The sequence below is a fragment of the Paenibacillus sp. MER TA 81-3 genome, assembly GCF_023713585.1.
GTDB lineage: Bacteria > Bacillota > Bacilli > Paenibacillales > Paenibacillaceae > Paenibacillus_B > Paenibacillus_B profundus.
Map to the genome: position 1 here is coordinate 92124 of NZ_JAMAWB010000001.1, position 24500 is coordinate 116623.

Genomic DNA, 24500 nt, shown 5'->3' on the forward strand with positions numbered 1-24500 from the left:
ACGCATGCAACGCAATTAGTAGTGCGTGATCAAAAGGGGGATTTTTGAACAACCTCTAATACATGAACCGTTGTCTAAAACGGACGCGATCGAACTGTTCCTTTGAATCGAGCGGCACGTCCTTTCCGATACGTACCATCAAACAGTTGGCAGGGTGGGCACAAATCTCGGGATCGTCAGTCGCATACCATATCATCTCGACCGACTGCATCAGCTTTTCCATCATTTTTCGGTAGTCCCATACGCTCAACCCCGTACCTTCCATATCCCAATGCCAATAATATTCGGTCGTAAATACGATATAGCTTTCCAATTGATCATCTTCAAATGCGGTGATGATGAGCTTTTTGCCTAATCCTAGAGAACGATAGTCATTTGCCACTTCGATGGCGCCGAGCTCGATTAAATCTTCCATATTTCCTTCGGACCAACGTTCCAGCTCATCGGGATAATGAAACGTGACATAGCCTACGATCGTCTGTCCGTCACGTGCAATAATGATGCGCCCTTCTGGCAGTTCCGCAATTTCGATGAGCGCCTGATGCTGTTCTTTAGGCCTTCGGAACGCGTTCAAATCGGCATGCATGCTTAAGGTGCGCAGCGCCTCAGGCTGAATAGGTCCTTCAACCACAACGATGCGTTCCTCATGAGGAATGATTTGCGCGTGATAACATTTTCGATGTTCCACACCTAGCAGCTCCTTTCGTCTCTATCCTATCGTTATAGCAAAAAAAGGGTGCTTTGAAAAGGAAAAGAATAGGCGAAAAGGTTTGCATGTGATATAATAATTTTGCCATAAAATTCATGGAATCTCCCCTTGACAGCACGAACGACATCATCGTCCTTGGAATTACAGCTTTCTGAAAGCGGTTTTATTGCATCGTCTGAAATCGTCTGATAGCTGAAGCGACCAATAAAGAAGGGAAAGAAATAGGAGGATGAAACGACTATGAGTAACGTGCAAGGAGAAATCATTGCTGCATCAGCAAGTAACCCGAATATGCAGAGCTATGAAAATTGGGCAGGAAATTTTAATTGGGAAGACGTGGAGAAGCAATTCTCTTGGTATGACACGGGAAAAGTAAACATGGCATATGAAGCGATCGATCGCCATGCTGCGAATGGACGCGGAGACAAGGTGGCGCTTCATTACAGCGATGCGGAGCGGGATGAATCATACACATACGATGACATGCGCCGCAAGACGAATCAATTCGCGAATGTATTGCGTAAACACGGCATCCAGAAGGGTGACCGCGTCTTTATCTTTATGCCGCGCACGCCAGAGCTGTATTTTAGCTTTATGGGCGTATTGAAGGTGGGGGCGGTTGTAGGGCCATTATTCGAGGCATTTATGGAGACTGCCGTCAAAGATCGGCTGGAGGACAGCGGCGCGGTAGCGATCGTCACGACGTCAACGCTGCTTCAACGTGTGAAGCACGAGGAACTGCCCCAATTGAAACATGTCATCGTGGTCGGCAACGATGTGCAGACCGGCGACGGACTGATTGATTTCCATGCTGAGATGGCCGATGCAGCGGAAGAAGCGGACATCGAATGGCTGGAGCGGGAAGACGGCCTTATTATGCATTATACATCCGGTTCGACTGGCAAGCCGAAGGGTGTCTATCATGTCCAGAATGCGATGATTCAACAAGCTTATTCAGGGAAGATCGTGTTGGATCTCAAGGAGGATGACATCTACTGGTGTACGGGCGATCCAGGTTGGGTCACAGGCACGGCCTACGGCATCTTCTCCCCATGGCTGAACGGCGTCACTAACGTCGTTCGCGGCGGGCGCTTCAGTCCTCAGGACTGGTACGGCACGATTGAAAAATATAAAGTGACGGTGTGGTACAGCGCGCCTACCGCTTTCCGCATGCTGATGAGCGCTGGCAACGACGTCATCGCGAACTTCGACTTGTCCAGCCTGCGCCATGTGTTGTCCGTAGGCGAGCCACTGAATCCGGAAGTGGTGCGCTGGGGGATGAAAGCATACAACCATCGCATTCACGACACGTGGTGGATGACGGAAACGGGCGCGCATATGATATGCAATTATCCTGCCATGCCTATCAAGCCGGGCTCGATGGGGCGTCCTGTGCCGGGGATCGAAGCGGCTATTCTCGACGATCGAGGCAACGTGCTGCCGCCATATCGCATGGGCAACCTGGCGATTCGCACGCCATGGCCGGCGATGATGCGCAAAGTATGGAACAACCCTGCCAAGTACGAAGAATATTTCCGCTTCTCCGGCTGGTACATCTCCGGGGATTCCGCGTATATGGATGAAGAAGGCTACTTTTGGTTCCAGGGCCGTGTCGATGACGTCATCAACACGTCTGGAGAACGAGTCGGTCCATTCGATGTCGAGAGCAAGCTGGTGGAGCACCCAGCTGTGGCGGAAGCCGGTGTCATCGGCAAGCCGGATCCGATTCGCGGGGAGATCATCAAGGCATTCATTTCCTTGCGCGAAGGGTATACGCCTTCCGACGAGCTCAAAGCGGAGATTGCCCAATTCGTCAAGCAAGGGCTGTCCGCTCATTCCGCACCGCGGGAAATCGAGTTCAAGGACAAATTGCCAAAGACACGTTCTGGTAAGATCATGCGCCGTGTGCTGAAGGCATGGGAGCTGAGCTTGCCGACCGGAGACCTGTCTACGATTGAAGATTAATGTTCCGCACTCGTTCTATAAAGTGTTGACAAATCCATAATTGTGGGATATTATCCCAGTAGCGAAGCGAATTTGCAACGCGAAACGACAAGTACAGAAGAATGGACATAACATGTTACCGCAAGGGCATTCGTTATGGAAGTTCAGTCGCTATGTGACTGCCTTCTTAACGTATGCCCTTTTTGTCGTTCCGCTGTTTTCGCTTGCTTTACTTCCAATTTGGAGAGGGGTAATCGATATGAACGCAAAGCGTCCCACTTGGGGCAACTCCCTGAGGCTGCTCATCATATGCGTGCTGGCCATGATGATGGCAGCAGGTTGCAATTCCGGCAGCAAGACGAATGAAACGGCGAGCAGCAACGGCAGCGGCACGGAGACCGTGCAGAAAGAGGAGTCGAAGCAGGAGAATACCGATCAAGGCAATGATGAAGTGTCGGGCGATTTTGAAATCCAATATTTTGTAGGCGGCTACGGCGATCAAGGCTGGAAGATGATTTTGGCGGAATTCCAAAAGAAATACCCGAACGTGAAAATTAAGGAATCGGCTGGTTCTAAAATCAATGATCAGATGAAACCACGCTGGATTCAAGGCAACCCTCCTGATTTCGTATACATTGATGGTGCGGGATCGAATGCGACGCAAATGGTGCTTGACGATCAATTGATGGATTTAACCGATTATTATAAGGATGCCAAAAACGCGGATGACAATATCATCAAGGATGAGCTTCTGTTGAAGCCGATTGAATACGACGGTAAAATTTACACACTTCCATTCGTGTTTGGTTCTTGGGGTGTGTTCTACGACAAAAAGCTATTTGCCGATAATGGGTGGACCGAGCCGAAAGATTTCGACAGCTTCTTGAGCGAGTCGAAGAAGATTAGAGATTCCGGCAAAGTGAATGCGCCGCTCATCTACACAGGGAAATATCCGTACTATTTCCACGGTGGCATTCTGGATTCGGCGTTTGTCGTGAACAACAATGACGATACGTCGATTTTACTCGATATGGCAGCATTAAAAGAAGGTATCTTCAAGAGTGACCCCGTAAAGAAAGCGTTGGCGCAAATGGTGCAAATGAGGGATGCGGGCATCATTGATCCAGCCTCAGCACCGATCAATCACATCGACTCGCAGATGCTATTCCTCCAGCATAAGAATGCATTTATACCGAACGGTCTCTGGTTAGAAAATGAAATGCAGAAAGATGTGCCGCAAGGTTTTGAATTCGGTTTCATACCTTCGATTACACAGCCAGCAGGCGGCAAACATATTGCGATACCGTTTACAGCAACGGTCGGCATTGCGAAGAAAGCGAAAAATCCTGCGGCGGCGAAAGCCTTCCTGGAATTTTTGTTCACGAAGCAGTCAGCTATTACATGGGCGGAACAGACCGGAGCTCTCGGCAATCTGAAGGCAGATCTCGACAATTCCAATGCAAGCGCCCTCGTGAAGTCAGCGATGAAATTTTATGGTTCTGACAATACGATCGTAGCGCCTTACGTGCAGCTGAATGCGGATGTCGACAAGGTGAAGCAAGATTCTACGCTCGCGCTTATGACCGGCAGCATTACGCCAGAAGAATGGATGGATCGAATGGAGAAAGCGGCAGCGAAGGTGCGGAAATAACGGTAAAGATGAGGCGTAGTGCGCAAAGAAACGGATGTGTGTGGCCATTCGCCGCATGCATCCTTCCCAATACAATGTGAAATGGAGGGAGACACACGTGAACAGTGCGCCACCTGTTCCAGGCGTGACGGTTAAGCCGGAAGCGCCCCGCGGTTTCACTTGGAAGAAGAAACGAAACATGTTCATGTTCGTGTTCACCGTACCGACGCTGCTGTTTTTTTGCTTATTTATGATATATCCGATCTTTCATGGGCTCTACTTCAGCTTTACCGATTGGTCCGGCGGCTCGGAGACGAAAAACTTCATCGGATTCGACAATTATAAAGAGATGCTGAATGATCCGATTATCGGCACAGCGATTGTAAATGACTACTTCCTCGTGTTTTGGAAAGTGATCGGCATTGTTGGACTTGGTGTATTGTTCGCCGTCATATTGACGAGGTTTCGGCTGCGTGGAACCGTATTTTTCCGGTCTGTCTTTTTTATTCCGAACATATTATCCGTAGTTGTCATCGGGGTGCTGTGGAATTACATTTACAATCCGAGCATCGGATTTTTGAATTCATTTCTATCCTTATTTACGAACGAGAACGTGCAGACGCCATGGCTCGGCGATACAAAGCTTGCAATATGGATGCTTTTGCCGCCCTCGATTTGGGCAGGAATTGGATTTGTTATGATTCTCGTCATCGCAGCAATATTGAACATTCCAAAAGATTTGTACGAGGCGGCGAGCATCGATGGCGCGCAAGAGTGGCAGCAATTTTGTCGGATTACGATGCCGCTTGCATGGGAGCAGATTAAAGTCTCGATCTTGTGGGTCGTCATGACGACGCTGAACGGCTCCTTCGTGATCGTATGGATGATGACGGAAGGGGGACCGGATAATTCGACACAGGTAATGGGCTCCTATTTATATCAGATGGGATTCCGTCAATACCATTTCGGCTATGCTTCCGCTATCGGCGTCCTTATTCTTATCTTGTCATTAATTACGACTTTGGCTTTGCAGCGCCTCATGCGCAGAGATGTGGTGGAGCTGGCCTAATACTCTTATGCAGAAGGGAGAGATCGATTTGCAATCTGCGTGGCAGCATAAGCGCAACAACCCAGTCATCCGTTGGTTGCTTTACGCATTGATGGTGGTGTGGAGCATCTGCGTCATATATCCGCTTATATGGACCGTCCTCGGCTCGTTGAAGAGCAATCAACAATTTATGCTCAAAGCACCGTGGAGCCTGCCGGACTGGCCGTTTCGCTGGGACAACTTCGCGAACGTCTGGAACAATTACAATTTAGAAACGTACTTTATGAATTCTCTCCTGGTGACGACTGTGAGTACGGTGCTGGCGTTATTGTTGGCATCGACGACCTCTTACATCATTGCGCGTTTTCCGTTTCGCGGCAGCCTTGCCCTATATAACCTCTACTTAGCCAGCATGATGATTCCACTTATATTAGGATTGATTCCATTGTTTTTCCTGTTATCGGATCTAGGGTTAGATAATTCGTTGTTTGGTCTTAGTCTCATTTATACAGCGATTAATTTACCTTTCGGCATATTTGTGCTCGTCGGATTTTTCAAATCGCTGCCCAAAGAATTGGATGAAGCGGCTTCGATCGATGGAAGCTCCCATTACGGCGTGTTCTTTCGCATCATGCTTCCACTCGCTAAGCCGGGGATTATTTCGGTTGGCATGATGAACGTATTGAACATTTGGAACGAATATATTATCGGTACAGTGCTTGTGAACGATCCTGGCAAGTATACCATTCCTGTCGGTATTGCGGTCATGCAGGCCGAAATGCAATACCGCACGGAGTGGGGAGCCTTGTTTGCAGGACTGCTGTTGTCCATCGTGCCGGTTCTTATTCTATATGCGATTTTCCAAAGACAGATTACGAGCGGCATGATTGCGGGAGCCGTGAAATAAGGTAACTGAAGCGTGAGATCAAAGGGCCCCTTTTCAGCGCCGAAAAGTACAAGTTTTCATAAGAAAACTACATCGGAAGCATCACTCGAAGAAGGAGAAGCGGAGTGTAGGCGAAACTACATGAGCATCTGAAATGTTTCCAAAGGAAACATACTTCGGAAGCATATGCTATTCGAGAGTGAATGCAAGATTCGATGTTGAATCACATCTTGGTATACTTCGCGCTCAAAAGGGGACTCATTGAACAACCTCTTAAAGTAGGTGCGGAGCATGCGATTGATGTCTTATATGCAGCAGATCGGGCGTTCACTCATGATACCGATTGCAGTACTTCCCGCGGCGTCGATCTTGGTTCGAATCGGAGAATTTCAATTTGAGACCCCTTGGCTTGCGGCGGTTGCCAGCGTCTGTAAGTTAGGGGGCGATGCCATTTTTGGGAACTTGCCCATTTTTTTTGCCATCGGCGTGGCGATTGGATTGACTTCTGGTCAAGGTGTGGCTGCGTTGGCGGCGGCGGTAGGCTATTTCGTATTTACAAATGTGCTGAAGCATTTCGAGACAGGGGCCGCTGTAGAGCTCGATACTGGCGTGCTTGGGGGCATGCTTTGCGGCGGACTTGCCGCATGGCTGTATCAACGATTTCATCAGATTAAACTGCCGGAGGTCTTAGGATTTTTCGGCGGAAAAAGGTTTGTCCCGATCATTACTTCGCTCATCATGGTCGTCGTCGGGGTCGGAGTGGGCTTCATCTGGCCTTCAGTGCAGCAATTAATCCGGGAAGTGGGCACGGGGGCGATGACGTCCAGTGAATGGGGGGCGGGGATTTACGGCATATTGAACCGCTTGCTCATCCCAACGGGACTGCACCATATTTTGAACAATATCGCATGGTTTCAACTTGGCGAATTCACGAATACAGCAGGCAGCATCATCCGTGGCGATATGTGGAGATTCCACGCGGGCGACCCGACGGCCGGTCTCTTTATGGCAGGCTTCTTCCCTGTCATGATGTTCGGACTTCCAGGCTACGCTATGGCCATCGTTCACGCGGCACATCGAGAGGAACGCAAGCGCATCGCATCGATTATGCTCACCGCATCGTTAACGAGTTTTTTGACGGGCATTACCGAGCCGCTGGAATTTGCCTTCATGCTGACCGTTCCTTTGTTGTATGCCATCCATGCAGTGTTCACTGGGGTTGCAATGATGCTGACAGCCTGGCTTGATATTCGGGCAGGCTTCGGATTTTCGGCCGGGTTTATCGATATGGTCATCACGTGGACGAATGGTCGCCATATGTGGCTGCTCCTCTTGTTGGGGCTCATTTACTTCTGGCTGTATTATACCGTGGCTTCCCTTGCCATTAAAGTATTTCATCTACAGACGCCGGGAAGACGCGAGACAGCGCTGCATGAAGCGGTTCAGCCGACAGGACTGCTGTCTGATGAGCTGGAGAGCAAGCTCGAGCAAATTATCGGTTGTGTCGGTGGGATGAGCAACATTCGTTCAGTGGATGCTTGTATTACGAGACTGAGGCTGCAGCTGTGGGACGATGCGAAAGTGGACGAAGCGGGACTATTGATGTTGGGAGCATTTGGATTCATGCGGGTAGCGAAAGGACATGTTCATATTATTATGGGAACCGATTCCGATATTTTGCGTGAAAAAATAGAGCAAAGACTTGGCGTAGCCGCATATATCAATGGGTAGTGCATAGGATTGGCATAGAGTGGGGTGGACGTTTCTTGGATTAGATGGAGGGGGAATTAAATGATTGAACGCAAAATTGTTCATATCCTATCTCATAACGTTGTCATGACCAAGCTGTCAACGGGTAAGAACTCCATCGCTTTTGGCAAGGGGATCGGATTCCAGAGAAAACCGGGCATGCCCGTCAATGAGGCTGACATCAAACAGGAATTTTTGTTGCAAACCTCTGCAGTTCTGGAACACTATGAGCATATATTGAATGCTGTTGATTTCAAGATTATCGGAGTCGTAGAGGAAGTGATCGCCTTTGCTCAAGGGCATTTGGAGGGCGATTTCTCCGAAACGATTCATTCTGCGTTAGTGGACCATATTAATTTGGCGATTGAGCGCACGAAGCGCGGTCTCTTCATTCGCAATCCGTTCATGTTTGAAATTCAGCATTTATACCGGGATGAATATCGCGTTGCGGAGCATGCGATTGATTATTTGAACGAGCAGCTTGACGTCGAGCTGCCGCCTGATGAGATAGCCTTTCTCGCGATGCATTTTCACGGGGCAAGACGGAGCGAGAAGGGCGGACATGCCGTTTCTGAAATCAAGATTATTTCTAAGGTGCTGGAAGAAGGCAAAAAGATAGGCATCCGTTTTGATGAATCCCTTTCTACCATACTGTTTATCGGACATGTAAAGGGGTTGATTGACAGAGTGAAGGCAGGAAAGACCTTGAATAATTCACTGCTGGTTCAGATTCGCGAGGAATATGAAGATGCGTACGAACAAGCAATCATGCTGGCTGGAGCGATTGCGGACGGACTGAAGAAGCCCGTGCCTGCGGAGGAGATCGGATTTCTGACAATGCATCTGGAACGATTGGTTCAACGTCAGAATTTTGTTATATAAGTGCGAGATCAAAAGGGGGTTTTTGAACAACCTCAATAAAAAAGAGGACAGGGCTGCAAATTGCACCCTGTCCTCTTGCACTGTGTAAGGGAATCAATCTTCCGTTACTGAACTTTGACAGAAGCGGTTGGTTCGGATTCTCCAGCACCGTTCACTGCGGATACTCGATACCAGCCTTCAGGCGTCATTGTAATCAGTTCGAACCCTGGTGTTGGAGAAGAACCGATATGCTCAAAGGTGCCGCTGCTGCTCGAACTGAAATAAACACGATACTCGCTTGGATTGTTGGAGGAAGCTTTCCAAGAAAGCTTTACCCCCATATCCGTCAACGAGGATTGGAGTCCACCCGGTGTGCCCGGAGGTCCGGCTGCTACCGATGGTTCTTCGGTACCGGTGGAATCGCTGCTATTGTCTGTCGATCCGCTGTTGTCAGACGTCTCTCCGTCATCGGTCTGCGTCGGATCGGTAGTATCAGGCACACCCTCTCCCTGACCGGTCTGTTCGGGAGGATTGTTCGGCTCGATAGGCACGCCGTCTCCCCATTGAACAGTCGCTGACGGTGTGGACTCATGGCCGCCGACATCAACAGCGGTCACGTAGAACCCGTATTGCTTGCCTGAAGATACGTAATTTTTGAACCGCGTCTCATCGCCTGTCAGCACCGTTCCTTCAGCGCGCTGGAACGCTTCGCCGTTTAACGAGCGATACAGCCTATAACCGACGACGTCAGAACTGCCGCTTGGGGAGAAGCTGATGCGCACCGTCCCATCCCCGGGTGCTTCCACATTAAGATTCCCCGGAGCCGTAGGTGCTTTCCCATCGTCTTTGCGCGGGTCAACCTTCGCTGGCGCATCCGAAGTGGCATCTTCCGGCAAATAGCTTGATAATGAGCGACGACGGCTGCTGGAAGATAAGTGGCCGAGCGCCTTCTTCAACTCCTCGATAAGCTCTTGAATCGGCTTCTCGCGCTTAATAACGACCTTCTCACGCGTCATATCATCTGGTGTGTTCTCCTGCGGAATGTAATTCACACCATCATAGGTGATGTATTTCGCCCGTACGAGCACATCTTCTTTTTCTGTCGGTATATATTTGCGGTTGAAAATATCGGTCACATAGCGGCCGGCTTGACGTGTTAATTCGTCTGGCAGCTTGCCGCTGTATCCGGATACCGTCATGCTTACGATGCCGTCCGGACGCTTGAATTCCTTTGTCTTCAACAATTCAGGTTTTGCCTTCGTCACTTCGTTCATCACTTTTGACCAGATCTCGGTTGACCGTGAATAGGCACTGCGGTTCAAGACGTGAATCGGCTGATCATATCCGACCCAGACGCCCATCGTGACGTCAGGCGTATATCCGACAAACCACGTGTCCGCATAGTTCTGCGTCGAACCGGTCTTGGCCGCGACTTCGACCGAACCATATTGATTGAACTCAGATTTGACGCGTCGGGCCGTACCTCTTGGGCCGGAGATGACTGACTTCATCATATCCGTCATCAGGTAGGCGCTCTGCTTCGAGACGACCGTTTGGGGCTCTGCCTTGTGCTGATACACGATATTCCCTTTGGAGTCCATAATTTTTGAAATCAAATAAGCGTCATTAAAAACACCTTCATTCGCGATGACTCCGAATGCATTGGTAATTTCCTCGACCGTAACCCCATAGCGCAGACCGCCGATTACGCCTGTCTGTGCATAATAGTCTTCCGGCTGAATAGTTGTAATACCGAGCTTCTGCACGAAGTCAAGCGCCTTCTTCACGCCGAGCTTCTCAATGTAAATATTGAGCGCCGGCAAGTTCAGCGATTGGCTTAGCGCATCACGTGCGGTCACTAGCCCTTGATAGCGGCCGGTGGCGTTACCCGGGATGTGGTAGCCCTTCGAGCCGTCCTTCAGCACCATCGGCGCATCGTCCAGTATTGAGGCAGGCTGCACCTTGCCTTCTTCAATCGCCGGTAAGTATGCGGCGAGCGGCTTCATGGTAGAACCCGGCTGACGCAGCATCTGCGTGGCAAAGTTCATCTGCTCAAGATAGAAATCACGGCCTTCAATCATGCCAAGAATGGCCCCGGTCCGGTGATCGAGCATAAGCGCGGCCACCTGCTCTTCGCCCTTCGTATCGCTAGTAGGGGAGAAGTTGTCCTTATTGTTCGAGACGCGCTTCATTGAGCTGTATATGTCTTTGTCGATCGTGGTGTAGACCAAATATCCGCCACGAAGCAGCTGCTCACGCGCATTCTGCAACAGCTCGTTGTTCTCGCGCTTGCGCAGATCCGCTTTGGTAAGTCCAGGATTTTGTTGAAGCAAGAGAACTTCGGCCGCAGCGCGCTCTGCTTCCAGCATCAGATAAGGGTATGTAGCATAAGCTTTCTCTTTGGGTTTCGCAATCGAGGCGCGAATGTCGAACGCCACGGCTTCGTTATATTGCTGCTGCGTAATTTTGTGTTCCTCCAGCATGCGCTTGAGTACTAATTTCTGGCGTTCTATAGCACGGGTTAACCCTTTCTCGTTCGGTTCGCCCTTCCCGTTGAACGCGGAATAAGCGGAAGGAAGCTGCGGAAGCCCGGCTAAATAGGCGGACTGTGCAATATTGAGTTGATCCAATTTATCAATGTTAAAAATTCCTTTGGCTGCTGCTTTAATTCCATACAGATTATACCCTGTCGAACCGTTTCCAAACGGTACTTTGTTTAAGTAGGCTGTAATTATTTCTTCCTTAGACAGGACGCGTTCCATGCGCAAAGATAATAGGATTTCTTTGGCTTTACGGCTATCGGTACGGTCTAAATTAAGAAATACTCGTCTTGCCAATTGCTGTGTGAGCGTACTGCCTCCTGTTTGTACAGGTCGTCTCAGGACCTTTTGCATTACAGCACGAGATAGACCTCTAATATCAATGCCCATATGTTCGAAGAAGCGATTATCTTCGGTTGCGATTAAAGCATCGATGACGGATTGCGGTATTTCATTCAAGGAGACGGGTCGTCGGTCTTCCTCGGTGCGCAGTTGTCCAATTTGAGTGCCATCATTGAAATAGACAAAGCCCGTAACGGCATTTTCCTGAATTTTCTGCTCAATCAATTCGCGCGGGCGAATCGGTTCATCCTTGACTAAGGACGTGACGTAACCGGCGCCTGCACCACCAACGAACAAGCCGCATAGCAGGCCGAACAGCATGAGCCACTTTATAACGGACCAAATTCGACGACCAATCGACCTTTTCCTCGTCGGTTGCTCGTCATTCTCCGTCAATTTCTCCTCAACCATGCATTTTTTCCTCCTTAATAATTGCAGCGCTTTCCATTATACCATAAAAATTGATTGGGTAGATGTCACTTTTGTTAGCGGATTGTAGGCGTTAAACAGGCGGTGCGACAAGGTCTAATGACCTATGCTTCAGGTCGTATTCCGGCCCGATTCAGCCTTGCAAATTGATGAGCGCAGGAGTAAAAAGATGATTACGAGCTCACATGTGCCGGCACCAGAGCACACCAACCACTAGCATGGTCATGGAATGAAGCCGCACTTCCGTGCAGAATGGATTCACTGCATTCGGATCGGTCTCTATATGAGAGAACGCGAACTCCACAGTCAAGCTACCTACCCGTATTTGAAGGCGTTCATTTTGTTTTAACCGCTGAATCGAGGCAAGCTATCTCGTCATTGTTCCTTCGCGTCACCCTCCCTCTTGGTCAGAATAAGGATGCACATGTTCATGATAGTGTGCCCTTCTTGGCTCCCTCCTCTGGCTCAATCTCTGAGGCTGTGCACAACCGCAGTGGGAGGTGTCATCTGAATGATGGGGGGAGTGGGTAGAAGATGAGAAAGGTTACACAGAGTTTGAAGTTTGACATCTGAATGATGGGGAGAGTGGATAGAAGATGTGAAAGGTCACACCGCGGTGGAAGTTACTATCTGAATGACGGGGAGGGTAGGTAGAAGATGCGAAAGGACACCCCTTCTTCGGGCAGGATAGAGTGACGGTGACTCTTGTGCGCGATGACAGGATTAAAACCCTATGAAAGGTTGTTCGTAAAAGCACCCTTTGACCAATAAGGAATATTAAAATTCCGTGAAGCGTTAAAGCGAAGCAAACATTCCTTTTGGCGATAAAATCCACCTATACACGCGGTCGCTCATCTTCAGAAAGCCTCATATAGAGGTTTTCTCATCGTGAAGCAACCCAGGTGCGAACTTCAGCAACTTGCCCTCATAGGTCTAACGAGATACACGTATTGATGTGGGGGACCAAGAATGATATAACTGAGCAGATAATTATGCCATTGTGTACTAGCTATAACGCAAAAAAATCGCCACCCTGCAAAGGATGGCGATTGTCGTCTTGCACGCGATAATCTTATCGGCTGTACAACTCGACGATTTGTTTTTCATCGATGTCTTGGGACAATTCACCGCGTTCAGGCAAACGTACATATTTGCCTTCTACAGCAGCTTCATTGAATTCCAAGTAGTTCGGCAAGTGATGGCGGCCTTCGATCGCCTCTTTAATCACTTTCAAACCACGGCTTCTTTCGCGCAAGCCGATAACGTCACCAGTAGATACGAGGTAGGACGCGATATCGACCTTCTTGCCGTTCACCGTTACGTGACCGTGAGCTACCAATTGGCGAGCTCCTGCACGGGAGTTAGAGAAACCAAGACGGTATACCAAGTTGTCCAAACGGCTCTCAAGCAAGAACATGAAGTTCTCACCCGGGATTCCCGGCAATTTGGTTGCGCGGTTGAACAAGTTGCGGAATTGCTTCTCGCCCAAGCCGTACATGTGGCGGAGCTTCTGCTTTTCTTGCAATTGAACACCGTAACCGCTCAATTTCTTGCGTTGTCCTGGACCATGTTGTCCTGGAGGATACGCGCGTTTCAATTCTTTGCCTGTGCCACTCAGAGAGATTCCGAGACGACGGCTTAATTTAAATTTAGGACCTGTGTAACGTGCCATATTAAAGTTGACTCCTTCTCAATCGAATTTAGATTGTGGGGTCTCTTTGCGCCGAATTTCATGCAACGCTGCAAAAAAGTGCAGCTCCGACACGAGGTTTCAGCCGCAGCTCGGCCGGCGATGAAATTCGTGAGGGTGACACAACAGCTTCTCCCATATACATCACATAATATTATAAGAAGAAGCAGCTATATGTCAAGTTTGAATTGCCCATGCTTCAAAAATCAATCGTTCGACAAATATCTTCAGCAAAAGGGTGCATCGTTCGACATAGTTCTTATGACCTAAAAAAGTTTCGAAGGTTATGTTGATTTAGTACATTTTAATTGAAAAATATTGTATGATAGTTGGAGACTAACCTTTCTATAGAAGGAGAAGAGGATGACGGAACGTCAACTCCACCACCAGCAAATTGAATCAGAAACTACCGTCAAAGACTCGAACGATCCTTTCGAACTCGATTGCGAGCGTCGTGATCGACACCCAGAGTTAGACGGCTGGTTGCTGCAGCGCGATATCACCGTACATGATTTCCCGTATATCGAATCGCTGCTGCAGACTGCATACGAAGACTGGCGTGAAGATCTGCCCACGCATTCGCTCGTTGCTCAGGGTGATATAGCGCTTTACGACTATACCAGTAAGTGGATTGCCGGCGATTGCGAATTGCAGCATCATGACGACGCGCGCCAAGCCGCGGAGTGTTCCCTGCGCGAGAAGCGAACCGTCATGTATGTAGGAACAGACAGCAGTCGCTATGCCGCTTGCCCATTGAAGTTACGATTGGGACAAGACTGCTTTGCGGTCGCTGTGTGCCGGCTGGACAAGCCTTCTGTCGATAGTCCCGAAGCGTTGTTAGAAGTATGGGTGCACACACTGCGAGCTCAATTCTATCGCAGATTTGAATATATGTTTATTGAAGAACTTATCTACACACAGCGTGCAGTGGAGCGCGAATCCAAACGACGCGATGTCTTTTATCATGTTATTCGCCACATGCATGATCGTATCGATGTGGATGCGGTCTTATCGCAAATTATGAAGAGCGTAGAGCTTCTTGTGCCGGAAGCTGGCATTGAAGTGTATTTATCACAGGATCATAGCAGCGTGAATCCGAAAGTGAAGACGCTGTTATTCAAGCCGTGGAGCGACCCGATTGTCATGGAAGCCTTTATGAAGGGGGAACTATGTTACCGCCGTTCCGATACAGGCGAACGTACAGAAGTGGCATTCGCCCTGTGCGGCAAGCAAGGCTCATACGGAGTGCTTAAGATAAGTTTTCCAATGGTGTCACCCGATCCGTCAGACATTCAGTTGATTCAGCTCATCGTCGAAACGGCAGGCACTGCCTTTGAGAACGCGCGGCTGCATGAACAATCGAACGAAGTGATACAGGAATTGCGTTTTATTAATGATTTGACCAAACGAATTAACCAGAGCTTGCGCTTGCGTGATGTATTCCATGATGCGACCCACGAATTGCTGCGGGTATTCAAGGCGGAATTTTGCGTGCTGCTGCAGTTGAATGATGATAAGAAGCGTTTTGAGGTTGTGTCGTGCAACTTGGACGAATTTGACGGTTCGCATTTCCCGTCAGATGAAGGATTATTTGGATATATGTATTCGATGCGGGATTCCGTTATCGTGTCCGACAGTAGAGATCAATCGCCGACACGTATGCATTTTTTTGAGAAGCTTGGCCTCCATTCCGTTATTGCCGCCCCTCTGTTCGGCAGCGGTGAAATGGTAGGCATTGTTGTGCTGGCGGACAAGCGACCGCAATTTTTCACCTATGATAATTTGAAATTGCTGCAAATGCTTGCTACGCACATCGGGCTTGCAATCGCCAATGCAACGCTGCACGCGCGCGTAAAGCATTTGGCGAATAAGGACCAACTGACAGGTCTGTATGCGCGCCATTATTTGGACAAACAAATTGACCGGCAACAAAAGAACGATTTTTGCGGTTCGCTCATTATTGTAGATATCGATTATTTCAAGCAAATCAATGATACGTATGGACACCAAATCGGTGATAAAATATTAAATCAAGTCAGTCAAATTATCCGCACCTCCATTCGTGAAACGGATATCGCTGCACGATGGGGCGGAGAAGAAATCGCCATCTATTTGCCTCAGCTCAATGTCAGCCAGACGATACGTGTTGCTGAACGGATTCGTTCGCGTGTCGCAAATGAGACCAATCCGCAGGTTACCGTGTCTTGCGGCATTGCGGAGTGGAATTGGCAGGACGAGAAAATCAGTGTCGAATCGCTGTTCTATCGTGCCGATATGGCCCTCTATCAAGCGAAGAACAGCGGGCGTAACCAGATTCGCATCAGCAATTCATATGCATAAAGCCAAATCGTGTGTGAGACGATAGTAGAGATGGGTCATGACCCATCTCTTTCTTATTTCGGCATAACATCGTGAATTGTTTAGAGCGCAATAGAAATGTAGCTTTACGAATGATGAAGGGTGGAGGCACATGCTACACAGATTTCCTCGATTTGAAAGAACGAAGCGAGCAACGATTTTGACGCTAGCTTCCATTCTGTTGGTGACATCGGGTACGGGATGTCTCCCGCCCTCAAAGACGCCACCGAATGTGCTGCTGGACAGAGCGTTAAGCGGGATGGCTGGTCAAGACCAGCTTCGCTTTGACGGAGAAGCTGAACTTCGGGTTGGAGAAGACATGATCGTCACGAAGCAGTTCCGCTATGAAGGAGAAGTTCGGCAGCATAAAGGGATTTACATGCGTCTCAGTCCGCAAGTGGAACACACGACGACAGAGAAACGATGGAACCCGCTAAAGCAGCTGGATGAGCTGAGAATGACTTCGCAGAAGAAGGTCGAACGTCTGTCACAAGCTCATGTGACAGCACAGGGAGCATCTCTGGAAAGCGGTGCATCGAAGGTGCCTGAAGCTCTGGGCATGCAAGCAAAGGAGCTGATCCCGCTGGAAGTAATACTTTCCGACGAAGACGCCAAACGCATTTATTCCGCCCAAATTGAAGAAGACTTCAACCGCTTAGTTATTCCTAATGTGCAACTCAATCAAGTGAAGACATCGCTCAGTCAGCGTGAGCGGCAACAACTTGAGGCGAAGCTGACGACTATCGCACATGAAGGGCGGCAAGAACTGCAAAAACGGCTGAAAGCAGCGAAGGTGCAAGCGAAATATATGATATGGGTGGAGCGGCGCCAATCATTGCCTGCTTATATGGAGGGATGGATTACCGCTTTTTATACGGAACAAGAACAGCCGAGGAAAGAGACAATTCATGTGAAGTCCCGGTTCAGCTATCGGTAAATGGTATATGGCGATAACGAGTACTCGCGAATGCGCTGACTTCCCTGTACCATCATGTTACAATGAGAAAGGTTCGTTTTATTTTATACCGACCGAGGAGGAACGTAACATGAAAGACCCGCGATTGGAACAGCTGGCAAAAAACTTGGTTGGATATTCTATTGATGTGCAACCGGGAGAAAACGTATTGGTTGAGATGATTGGCTCGGAACGAGAACTGGTTAAATTAGTAGTAGATGAGATTGCGAAGCGCGGCGGCCGTCCGTTCGTGCAGTTGACAGATCGTGCTGTGCTCCGGTCCATGCTGATGAACGCTACGAAAGAGCAGATGGAAACATGGGCAGAGTACGATTTGCTGCGTATGCAAAATATGCAGGGGTATATTGGAATCCGTGCAGGAGAAAACGCGAACGAGCTGGCAGACGTGCCTAAAGATAAAATGAAACTATACGAAGCCATCTATTCCCATCCCGTACATATGGAAGAGCGTGTGAAGCGCACGAAGTGGGTCGTGCTGCGTTATCCGAACGCATCGATGGCCCAATTAGCCAACACGTCAACGGAAGCGTTTGAAGATTTCTATTTTGATGTGTGCAACTTGGACTACTCAAAGATGGACAAGGCGATGGATGCGCTGAAGACGTTGATGGATCGTACAGACAAAGTGCGCTTGGTTGGTCCGGGCACGGATCTGACGTTCTCCATTAAAGGCATCGGTTCGATCAAGTGCTCCGGTCAATGCAACATACCGGATGGAGAAGTATATACCGCTCCGGTTCGTGATTCGATTAATGGGACGTTATCCTACAATACGCCGTCCATTTATAATGGCTTTACGTTTGAAAATGTGCAGTTCCGCTTTGAAAACGGCAAAGTTGTGGAAGCGACGAGCAACGATACGAAGCGTCTGAACGATATTCTGGATTCAGATGAAGGCGCGCGTCACATCGGGGAATTTGCGGTTGGCGTCAATCCTTACATTTTGCACCCGATGAAAGATATTTTGTTCGATGAAAAGATTGCTGGCAGTATTCATTTCACTCCAGGACAAGCGTATGAAACGGCGGACAATGGCAATCGTTCGTCCATCCACTGGGATCTGGTGCTTATTCAGCGACCGGAGTATGGCGGAGGCGAAATGTACTTTGATGACGTGCTCGTGCGCAAAGACGGGCGGTTTGTCACTTCGGAGCTGGAGTGCTTGAATCCCGAACATTTGAAGTAGTCTAAATTTGCTGGCGTTTTAAGCGGATTATATCTTGCGCCCAGCATCTCATTCACGGTATGATGGAATGGTAGTATTGACAAGATTCATTCGATGACGGAGGGATTTCGATGTCCAATAACTCAGCAATTGTGGAAATCTCGCAAACAGCCAACAAATTCAGATCTTCGATTGTGTTGCAAGCCGACAACAAATACATTGATGTAAAGAGCATTCTTGGTCTGTTTACGACCCTCGTAGGCAACCAAGCGTATGAGCTTCACGTACACGGCCCTGATGTCGATGAAGCGAAGGCGGCAATGGCTGAAGTATTCGCTAAACATGGATTAAACGTTACAGTAGTAGCTGAATAACAAGTAGAGCCGGAACGACTCCGTTCCGGCTCTTTTGTATATCCAAGTTGTGCGAATGATCACAGAAGTTTGCCGAGCATCTTGTGTTACAAGTCATGATCGTCTAATATTAGAAATAGAACAATCGTGACTTCAAGTCATAGGGGGGAAATCAGGCATGTCTTCGTCGAATGTGGTACAACAGATTAATGACAAAGCGCTCGCTTTGCTTGAAGATGAGGCGCATCAAATAGAGAAGCTCATTCAAGTTCAGATGGAGAACTTGGCGACGCGTTACTGCCCTCTCTATGAGGAAGTGCTGGACACGCAGATGTATGGTTTTTCTCGGCAAGTGGACTTTGCCGTTCGGGCTGGCCTTATACAGGAGAACGTAGGCAAGCAGCTTGTCAGCAAATTAGAGCGCAACCTAGCAATCCTATATGAAGCTTTGAACAAGGCCGAGTAATAGCACAGTGAACGGAAAAATGCGAGTATGAACAGGACAAGAAAGCTTGGGACAATGAGCCCCAAGCTTTTTTTTATTGTATCCACTTAATAGAGGTTGTTCAAAAAGTCCGCTTTTTGATCACGCACTTATACCAAGTAGAAGGATACACCCAAAATAATATATACGACAAGCAGGAGCAAGCCCTCATACCAATTCGTTCTCCCGTCTTGGGAAATGGACTTGGCGATAAATACCGCTACCCCGATGGCGACCATCTCGATAGTTGTGAAGACGATATCCATCGTATTGCCGAATAGAGAACTGATGAAGACGAGCACTGGCGCCACAAAGAGCGCAATTTGCAAGCTGCTGCCGATAGCAATTTCCACAGCGGCCCCGATTTTGTTCTTCATCGCTAACATGACCGCTGCACTGTGCTCCGCTGCATTGCCCACAATAGCGATGACGAAGGCCCCGACGAACAGCTCGGACAAGCCGAATTGTGAGGTGAACGTATCAAGCGTTTCTACAAGCCATTCGCTGACAAGTGCGACCATGACTGTGGAAATGACAAGAAATATAATCGACAGCTTCTTGGACCAGAGAGGAGATTCTTCCTCCCGCTCTTCTGCTCGTTCCGATTCGTCGGACAGCATGTCTTTATGCGTAATCATAGAGAAGACCAACCAGAGCAAATAGGCGACGATGAGAATACCTGCTACGACCAAGCTCAGCGTCTTCGTTCCTTCCGCGTTGATGGAATGCGTCGTGAAGAAAGCCGCCGGTACGAACAGCGCGATTACGGCCAGCAGCATTAAAGAACCATTCATCCCGGCTAAGTCCGCATTGAAGCGTTGCGTTTTGAATTTCAGTCCGCCCACGAATACGCTCAACCCGAGCACAAGCAGCAAATTTCCGATTATTGCTCCAGTTAAACTTGCCTTCACCATATCGAATAAACCATCGCGAACAAGAAAAATCGCAATGATGAGCTCTGCCGCGTTACCGAACGTGGCGTTCAGAAATCCGCCCAAGCGCTGTCCAGCATAATGCGAGACGCTCTCTGTGGCGCGTCCGAGAAATCCAGCCACGAAAATGATCGCAATCGCGGATATGACGAATTGCAGTGTCATGTTCCAATGCAAATAGTGCCCGGCCCCACTTAAAGCGAAGGCTACTATAAGAGGCACGAAAAATAATCGGTTACCCAGACCGATCACTCCTAACATGATCTTGAATTTTTTTGAAAACTTCCCGATAATAAATATATCCACTGCTTTTCATTTGTAAACAATGGAAGAACCTTGAAAAGCGTTCGACGTTTGCTTTCATGTTCAGGGACCGCTACAATAAAGAGGAGATCGAAAGGAGGATGACGATGACAGAGGAACAATTAAACACACAAGAGGGTAATATTCGTATTTCTAACGATGTCGTCGCCACAATCGCAGGTCTTGCTGCGCTGGAAACTCCAGGAATTGCCGCCATGTCAGGGGGGCTATCCGAAGGTTGGGCCAAACGCCTAAGCGGCAAGAATGTGCAGAAGGGCATAACTGTAGAAGTGGGGCAACTAGAAGCCGCTGTAGATTTAAGAGTGATTGTTATGTATGGCATGCCGATTCAGGAAGTATGCCGTCAGCTGCAATTAAACGTTCGTGAAGCGATTCAAAATATGACAGGTCTTTCCATCGTTGAAATTAACGTGAAAGTGGAAGGCGTTGCATTTAAAGATGAAGAGTTGGAAGAGATTCAACGGATTAAATAAGCACTCATGATTGGTAGACAGAAAAAAGACTACACAGGCCGCAGCGGCCGGTAGTCTTTTTTCTGTGATTGGGTTGTTGATTTGGACGCGGATTTTTTTTGCGGATGCACCCTGTTGTACTCCCTCGAGACACTGAGTAATATACCGATGCTTCCCAATGTAATAAATAACGAGGAGCCGCCATAACTGATAAGCGGCAGCGTAACTCCCGTAATCGGAATCGTGCGCGTCACCCCGCCGATATTAATGAATGCCTGAATCGCAATAATTCCGACGATGCCGACACTTACGAGCGTGCCATAAATGTCCGGGCAGCGGACAGCGATAAGAATGCCCCGCCAAATAAACAGTAAATAGACAACAAGAAAGATGCTTGTTCCGATAAAGCCCCATTCTTCTGCAATAATGGCGAAAATAAAGTCATTGTACGGATACGGAAGATAGAGCAGCTTCTGAATGCTCTGTCCAAAGCCGGCCCCTGTCCATCCGCCATGCGCAATTGCCTTCAACGAGTGCAGCAAATTGTAGCTTGCTGCTTGCGTATCGTGAAAAGGGTCAAGCCACGATTGAATCCGGGCGAATTTGTAGCCGCCAGTCAGCTTGTCTGGAGAAAAAAGCATGCTGAGTCCGAGCACGACGAGCACTCCGGTCAGCCCAACCAGCATACAGTTCATAATGTGCTTCAGGTTCGCTCCGCCAGCGATAACGATGACGCCTGCGCAGGCCGCCAAAATTAACGCTCCCCCCATGTCAGGCTGCAGCATAATAAGTCCGACGACGAAGCCGACGATAATCATGATGGGGAACAGCCCTTTCTTGAAATCGCGGAACTTCTCGCCTTTCTTTGTAATCAAAGCAGCGAGATACAGAACCGTCGCAATCTTGGCCAGCTCTGTCGGCTGGACGCCGATGGAACCGATACCGAACCAGCTTCTTGCGCCGTTAATATCTTTACCGATATAAGGGACGAGCATGAGCATAATGATTGTAACGATAAATAGAGGGATGAACAATTTTTTGTAGGCCGTATACCGGATATTCATCGCAATGAACATTGCAATAATGCCGATAACGGCCCACATTAGCTGACGTTTGCCGAAGTATAGTGCATCATGGTTGTATAGTTTTGAAACGGCAGCTAAGCTCGAGCTCGCGCTAACCACCATGACGACACCGAACCCCACGAGAAGCAACGTGAGCACAAGCAATAGAAAATCAGGCGTGCCTTTGTTGATGGGAGTCGGGTTCTCTCGTTTCATGGGTCTATATGTTCTAGTCAATGGAGAACCATTACGCGCTAAGCGCTTGCTTCAATTCATTCAGCTTCTGCGTAGCTGAATTGAGAATTGGCTGCGGAATCGGCGTGTCGTAATCCAATCCGTGCGGGAAGGAAGCACGACCCATGTAAACCGCTTCTACCGCCAGTATCGTGTCAGGCTTCTCCAGCTTGCCTTCCTTTACACGAGTGTTGATGCGCAGAAAGTATTCTTCTCCGTTGGCTTCAAATTTCAAGTCATATGTAGCACGGTAATATTCCCATTGCCAGCGTACAAAACCAATATCTTCTGTCACTTCGTCCAGATAAGCCAGGTCAGATTCGAGCCCGATAAGGCCGGAATTTTCGATAATCATGCACCTTTTCCTCCTTCAAATGATTGCCTAGCATTTAGTAGTTCGTATTCCAAACAGATCCTCATGATCCTCTTTATCATGATAGTATGTTTCCAAGTCTTGTGCAAGACATCCCTTGTCCCTCGCGGCATGATTTGGCCTCATATGTTGGCAAACCGAAAATGCGTCGTCGCAACGCACAGGCGTATGGTACAATATATAAAATGAATCAATGCACCGAATGGCTAGTTTGGGGGGAGAGAGTGTGACACGTACGTTCGTATCTCATTGGAAGGAAGCGCTCACAGCGAACTATGAGCAGACCATTGCTTGGCGGCGTCATTTGCATCAATATCCGGAAGCTTCCTATGAGGAGCGGGAGACAGCCCGGTTCGTGGCTGACCATTTGATATCGTTCGGCATAGATATCCAGAGGGGTGTCGGCGGTCAAGGCGTGGTCGGCGTCATTCAGAACGGAGAAGGACCGGTCGTCGCTCTGAGGGCGGATATGGATGCCCTGAATATGCAGGACGAGAAGGACTGCGCATACCGCTCGAAGGTACCGGGCGTGATGCATGCATGTGGTCATGACGGGCATACAGCCGTCCTGTTGTCCGTCGCCAAGGTGCTGGCGGAGCATCGGGACAACTGGTCGGGAGAAATCAGATTCCTGTTCCAACCGGCTGAAGAAGTCAGTCCTGGCGGAGCGCAGGCGATGATTGGCGATGGAGCGATCGAAGGCGTGGACAGCATGTACGGCGTGCACTTATGGACGCCGCTGCAAGCCGGTGTAATCGCAACGCGCACGGGTCCGATGATGGCGGCAGTGGACGATTTCTTTTTGACGATATACGGCAAAGGCGGACACGGCGGCATGCCGCATGCATGCATCGATGCGGTTGTGGTAGGCGCAGCACTGGTGCAGCAGCTGCAGACTATCGTAAGCCGCAACGTGTCCCCGCTGCAGCCAGCCGTCGTATCCGTAGGGTCGCTGCAGGCAGGGATGACCCAGAACGTCATTGCGGATCACGCGATATTGAAGGGGACAATTCGCTCGTTCGATTCGACGACCAGGAAGCTTCTGCGGGAGAGATTCGAGAAAATAGTAGAGCACACGTGCGCCATGTACGAAGCTCACTATGAGCTTGAATATCGCGTCGGATATCCTGCCCTCATTAATGACGGCGCGGAGGCCGCCCGCGTCATGCGCGTCGCGGAAGCTTGCTTCGGTGCAGACAAGGTGCAGGAGGCGGAAATGATTATGCCTGCCGAAGATTTTGCCTATTATCTGAAGAAGGTTCCAGGCTGCTTCGTGCTCGTCGGGGCTGGCAACGGGGAGGAAGCCCGCTTTCCGCACCATCATCCGAAGTTCGACCTCGTCGAGTCTTCCATGCTCACGGCGGGAGAACTTCTTCTTACATTGGCATTGGATGCATTGCAGGATACAATATAAATGGTAAGGGCATAACTTTGGTTGATTCGGGCATCCTATGCATGCATGTTCAAAAAGGTCACTTTTAAATGGTTTTTTTTGAACAACCTCTAGCTAGCGTGAATAGGAGAATGATTATGCCAACGGTTAAAGATGTAATGACATCGGAATGTGCGACTTGCACAGCAGCAGACAATATTTATGAAGCCGCCGTGTTGATGAAACAGTATGATACCGGATTTATTCCTGTCGTTGACGGGGAACGGCTGCTTGGTGTCGTCACCGACCGAGATCTAGTCATTCGTGGCGTGGCAGAGAAACATCCCGGTTCTACCCGGATCAGCCATGTCATGACCGAAGAAATTGTCTCTATCGATCCGGACATTTCCATTGACGAGGCAGCGGAGCTGATGGCAGAGCAGCAAGTGCGACGCTTGCCGGTCGTCAAGAATGGCAAGCTACTCGGTATTGTGTCGCTTGGCGACCTTGCCGTGCGGACTCCGTTCTCAGATGAAGCGGGTCAGGCGTTAAGCGAAATTTCGGAGTCTCCATATACCCATTAAG

At 49.0% G+C, this 24500-nt stretch carries 21 protein-coding genes; 14 read left to right on the plus strand and 7 right to left on the minus strand.

Annotation, left to right across the window (positions count from 1 at the left end):
• Positions 1-55: 55 nt before the first annotated feature.
• Positions 56-688, minus strand: a complete 633-nt coding sequence (locus M3650_RS00470; protein ID WP_019424827.1) for a GNAT family N-acetyltransferase — start codon at positions 686-688, stop codon at positions 56-58.
• Between the two features lie 261 nt (positions 689-949).
• Between M3650_RS00470 and acsA the strand changes: the two genes are divergently transcribed.
• The 6 genes from acsA (at position 950) to M3650_RS00500 (ending at position 8848) form a co-directional block, all read left to right on the plus strand.
• On the plus strand, positions 950-2674 hold the full coding sequence (acsA, locus tag M3650_RS00475; protein ID WP_251571529.1) for an acetate--CoA ligase: 1725 nt from the start codon (positions 950-952) through the stop codon (positions 2672-2674).
• A 238-nt stretch (positions 2675-2912) separates the two neighbouring features.
• Entirely contained in the window at positions 2913-4304 is a 1392-nt protein-coding gene (locus M3650_RS00480; protein ID WP_251571531.1) for an extracellular solute-binding protein, read from the plus strand.
• A gap of 97 nt (positions 4305-4401) precedes the next feature.
• Positions 4402-5352, plus strand: coding sequence for a carbohydrate ABC transporter permease (locus M3650_RS00485; RefSeq protein ID WP_251571533.1), 951 nt, complete (start codon positions 4402-4404; stop codon positions 5350-5352).
• Between the two features lie 7 nt (positions 5353-5359).
• On the plus strand, positions 5360-6238 hold the full coding sequence (locus tag M3650_RS00490; protein WP_251571535.1) for a carbohydrate ABC transporter permease: 879 nt from the start codon (positions 5360-5362) through the stop codon (positions 6236-6238).
• A 279-nt stretch (positions 6239-6517) separates the two neighbouring features.
• Positions 6518-7948, plus strand: coding sequence for a PTS transporter subunit EIIC (locus M3650_RS00495; RefSeq protein WP_251571537.1), 1431 nt, complete (start codon positions 6518-6520; stop codon positions 7946-7948).
• 60 nt (positions 7949-8008) lie between these two features.
• A complete protein-coding gene (locus M3650_RS00500) occupies positions 8009-8848 on the plus strand; it encodes a PRD domain-containing protein (RefSeq protein WP_251571539.1) in 840 nt (279 codons plus the stop codon).
• Between the two features lie 104 nt (positions 8849-8952).
• On the opposite strand, the gene M3650_RS00505 is transcribed toward M3650_RS00500, so the two are convergent.
• From M3650_RS00505 to rpsD, 3 genes are all read right to left on the minus strand, one after another.
• On the minus strand, positions 8953-12120 hold the full coding sequence (locus M3650_RS00505; RefSeq protein WP_251571541.1) for a transglycosylase domain-containing protein: 3168 nt from the start codon (positions 12118-12120) through the stop codon (positions 8953-8955).
• Between the two features lie 199 nt (positions 12121-12319).
• Positions 12320-12448 (minus strand): hypothetical protein, encoded by a 129-nt coding sequence (locus M3650_RS31730; protein ID WP_285848209.1) that lies wholly within the window; start codon positions 12446-12448, stop codon positions 12320-12322.
• 762 nt (positions 12449-13210) lie between these two features.
• On the minus strand, positions 13211-13810 hold the full coding sequence (gene rpsD, locus M3650_RS00510) for a 30S ribosomal protein S4 (protein WP_019424835.1): 600 nt from the start codon (positions 13808-13810) through the stop codon (positions 13211-13213).
• 381 nt (positions 13811-14191) lie between these two features.
• On the opposite strand from rpsD, the gene M3650_RS00515 reads away from it, so the two are divergent.
• The 5 genes from M3650_RS00515 (at position 14192) to M3650_RS00535 (ending at position 19146) form a co-directional block, all read left to right on the plus strand.
• Complete coding sequence (locus tag M3650_RS00515; protein ID WP_251571543.1) at positions 14192-16168, plus strand: sensor domain-containing diguanylate cyclase; 1977 nt, start codon at positions 14192-14194, stop codon at positions 16166-16168.
• A 130-nt stretch (positions 16169-16298) separates the two neighbouring features.
• Positions 16299-17123 (plus strand): hypothetical protein, encoded by an 825-nt coding sequence (locus M3650_RS00520; protein ID WP_251571545.1) that lies wholly within the window; start codon positions 16299-16301, stop codon positions 17121-17123.
• 109 nt (positions 17124-17232) lie between these two features.
• Complete coding sequence (locus M3650_RS00525) at positions 17233-18348, plus strand: aminopeptidase (protein ID WP_233695377.1); 1116 nt, start codon at positions 17233-17235, stop codon at positions 18346-18348.
• Positions 18349-18458: 110 nt separating this feature from the next.
• Complete coding sequence (locus tag M3650_RS00530; protein WP_019424839.1) at positions 18459-18701, plus strand: HPr family phosphocarrier protein; 243 nt, start codon at positions 18459-18461, stop codon at positions 18699-18701.
• Positions 18702-18858: 157 nt separating this feature from the next.
• Positions 18859-19146 carry an Fpa/YlaN family protein gene (locus M3650_RS00535; RefSeq protein ID WP_019424840.1) on the plus strand — a complete coding sequence of 96 codons (288 nt, stop codon included), beginning with the start codon at positions 18859-18861 and terminating at the stop codon, positions 19144-19146.
• A 128-nt stretch (positions 19147-19274) separates the two neighbouring features.
• Here the strand turns inward: M3650_RS00535 and cax are convergent, their stop codons facing one another.
• Positions 19275-20339, minus strand: coding sequence for a calcium/proton exchanger (cax, locus tag M3650_RS00540; RefSeq protein ID WP_026011402.1), 1065 nt, complete (start codon positions 20337-20339; stop codon positions 19275-19277).
• A 167-nt stretch (positions 20340-20506) separates the two neighbouring features.
• On the opposite strand from cax, the gene M3650_RS00545 reads away from it, so the two are divergent.
• Complete coding sequence (locus M3650_RS00545) at positions 20507-20893, plus strand: Asp23/Gls24 family envelope stress response protein (protein WP_019424842.1); 387 nt, start codon at positions 20507-20509, stop codon at positions 20891-20893.
• Positions 20894-20922: 29 nt separating this feature from the next.
• On the opposite strand, the gene ftsW is transcribed toward M3650_RS00545, so the two are convergent.
• Together ftsW and M3650_RS00555 are read right to left on the minus strand one after the other, a co-directional pair.
• The gene (gene ftsW / locus M3650_RS00550) at positions 20923-22152 is read right to left on the minus strand and encodes a putative lipid II flippase FtsW (RefSeq protein ID WP_019424843.1); all 1230 of its coding nucleotides are present in this window, start codon (positions 22150-22152) and stop codon (positions 20923-20925) included.
• Positions 22153-22183: 31 nt separating this feature from the next.
• Positions 22184-22525: a YugN family protein gene (locus M3650_RS00555; RefSeq protein ID WP_019424844.1), complete on the minus strand. Its 342-nt coding sequence runs from the start codon at positions 22523-22525 to the stop codon at positions 22184-22186.
• A 244-nt stretch (positions 22526-22769) separates the two neighbouring features.
• On the opposite strand from M3650_RS00555, the gene M3650_RS00560 reads away from it, so the two are divergent.
• Complete coding sequence (locus M3650_RS00560) at positions 22770-23957, plus strand: amidohydrolase (RefSeq protein ID WP_251571547.1); 1188 nt, start codon at positions 22770-22772, stop codon at positions 23955-23957.
• A 116-nt stretch (positions 23958-24073) separates the two neighbouring features.
• Positions 24074-24499 carry a CBS domain-containing protein gene (locus M3650_RS00565; RefSeq protein WP_251571549.1) on the plus strand — a complete coding sequence of 142 codons (426 nt, stop codon included), beginning with the start codon at positions 24074-24076 and terminating at the stop codon, positions 24497-24499.
• Position 24500 lies beyond the last annotated feature (1 nt).

Coding starts and splice junctions, on each gene's coding strand:
- M3650_RS00505 (WP_251571541.1), bottom strand. CDS start 12,120: ATGGTTGAGGAGAAATTGACGGAGAATGACGAGCAACCGACGAGGAAA.
- M3650_RS00555 (WP_019424844.1), bottom strand. CDS start 22,525: ATGATTATCGAAAATTCCGGCCTTATCGGGCTCGAATCTGACCTGGCT.
- ftsW (WP_019424843.1), bottom strand. CDS start 22,152: ATGAAACGAGAGAACCCGACTCCCATCAACAAAGGCACGCCTGATTTT.
- M3650_RS00530 (WP_019424839.1), top strand. CDS start 18,459: ATGTCCAATAACTCAGCAATTGTGGAAATCTCGCAAACAGCCAACAAA.
- M3650_RS00495 (WP_251571537.1), top strand. CDS start 6,518: ATGTCTTATATGCAGCAGATCGGGCGTTCACTCATGATACCGATTGCA.
- M3650_RS00500 (WP_251571539.1), top strand. CDS start 8,009: ATGATTGAACGCAAAATTGTTCATATCCTATCTCATAACGTTGTCATG.
- M3650_RS00480 (WP_251571531.1), top strand. CDS start 2,913: ATGAACGCAAAGCGTCCCACTTGGGGCAACTCCCTGAGGCTGCTCATC.
- M3650_RS00565 (WP_251571549.1), top strand. CDS start 24,074: ATGCCAACGGTTAAAGATGTAATGACATCGGAATGTGCGACTTGCACA.
- M3650_RS00525 (WP_233695377.1), top strand. CDS start 17,233: ATGAAAGACCCGCGATTGGAACAGCTGGCAAAAAACTTGGTTGGATAT.
- M3650_RS00520 (WP_251571545.1), top strand. CDS start 16,299: ATGCTACACAGATTTCCTCGATTTGAAAGAACGAAGCGAGCAACGATT.
- M3650_RS00545 (WP_019424842.1), top strand. CDS start 20,507: ATGACAGAGGAACAATTAAACACACAAGAGGGTAATATTCGTATTTCT.
- M3650_RS00535 (WP_019424840.1), top strand. CDS start 18,859: ATGTCTTCGTCGAATGTGGTACAACAGATTAATGACAAAGCGCTCGCT.
- M3650_RS00515 (WP_251571543.1), top strand. CDS start 14,192: ATGACGGAACGTCAACTCCACCACCAGCAAATTGAATCAGAAACTACC.
- rpsD (WP_019424835.1), bottom strand. CDS start 13,810: ATGGCACGTTACACAGGTCCTAAATTTAAATTAAGCCGTCGTCTCGGA.
- M3650_RS00490 (WP_251571535.1), top strand. CDS start 5,360: ATGCAGAAGGGAGAGATCGATTTGCAATCTGCGTGGCAGCATAAGCGC.
- acsA (WP_251571529.1), top strand. CDS start 950: ATGAGTAACGTGCAAGGAGAAATCATTGCTGCATCAGCAAGTAACCCG.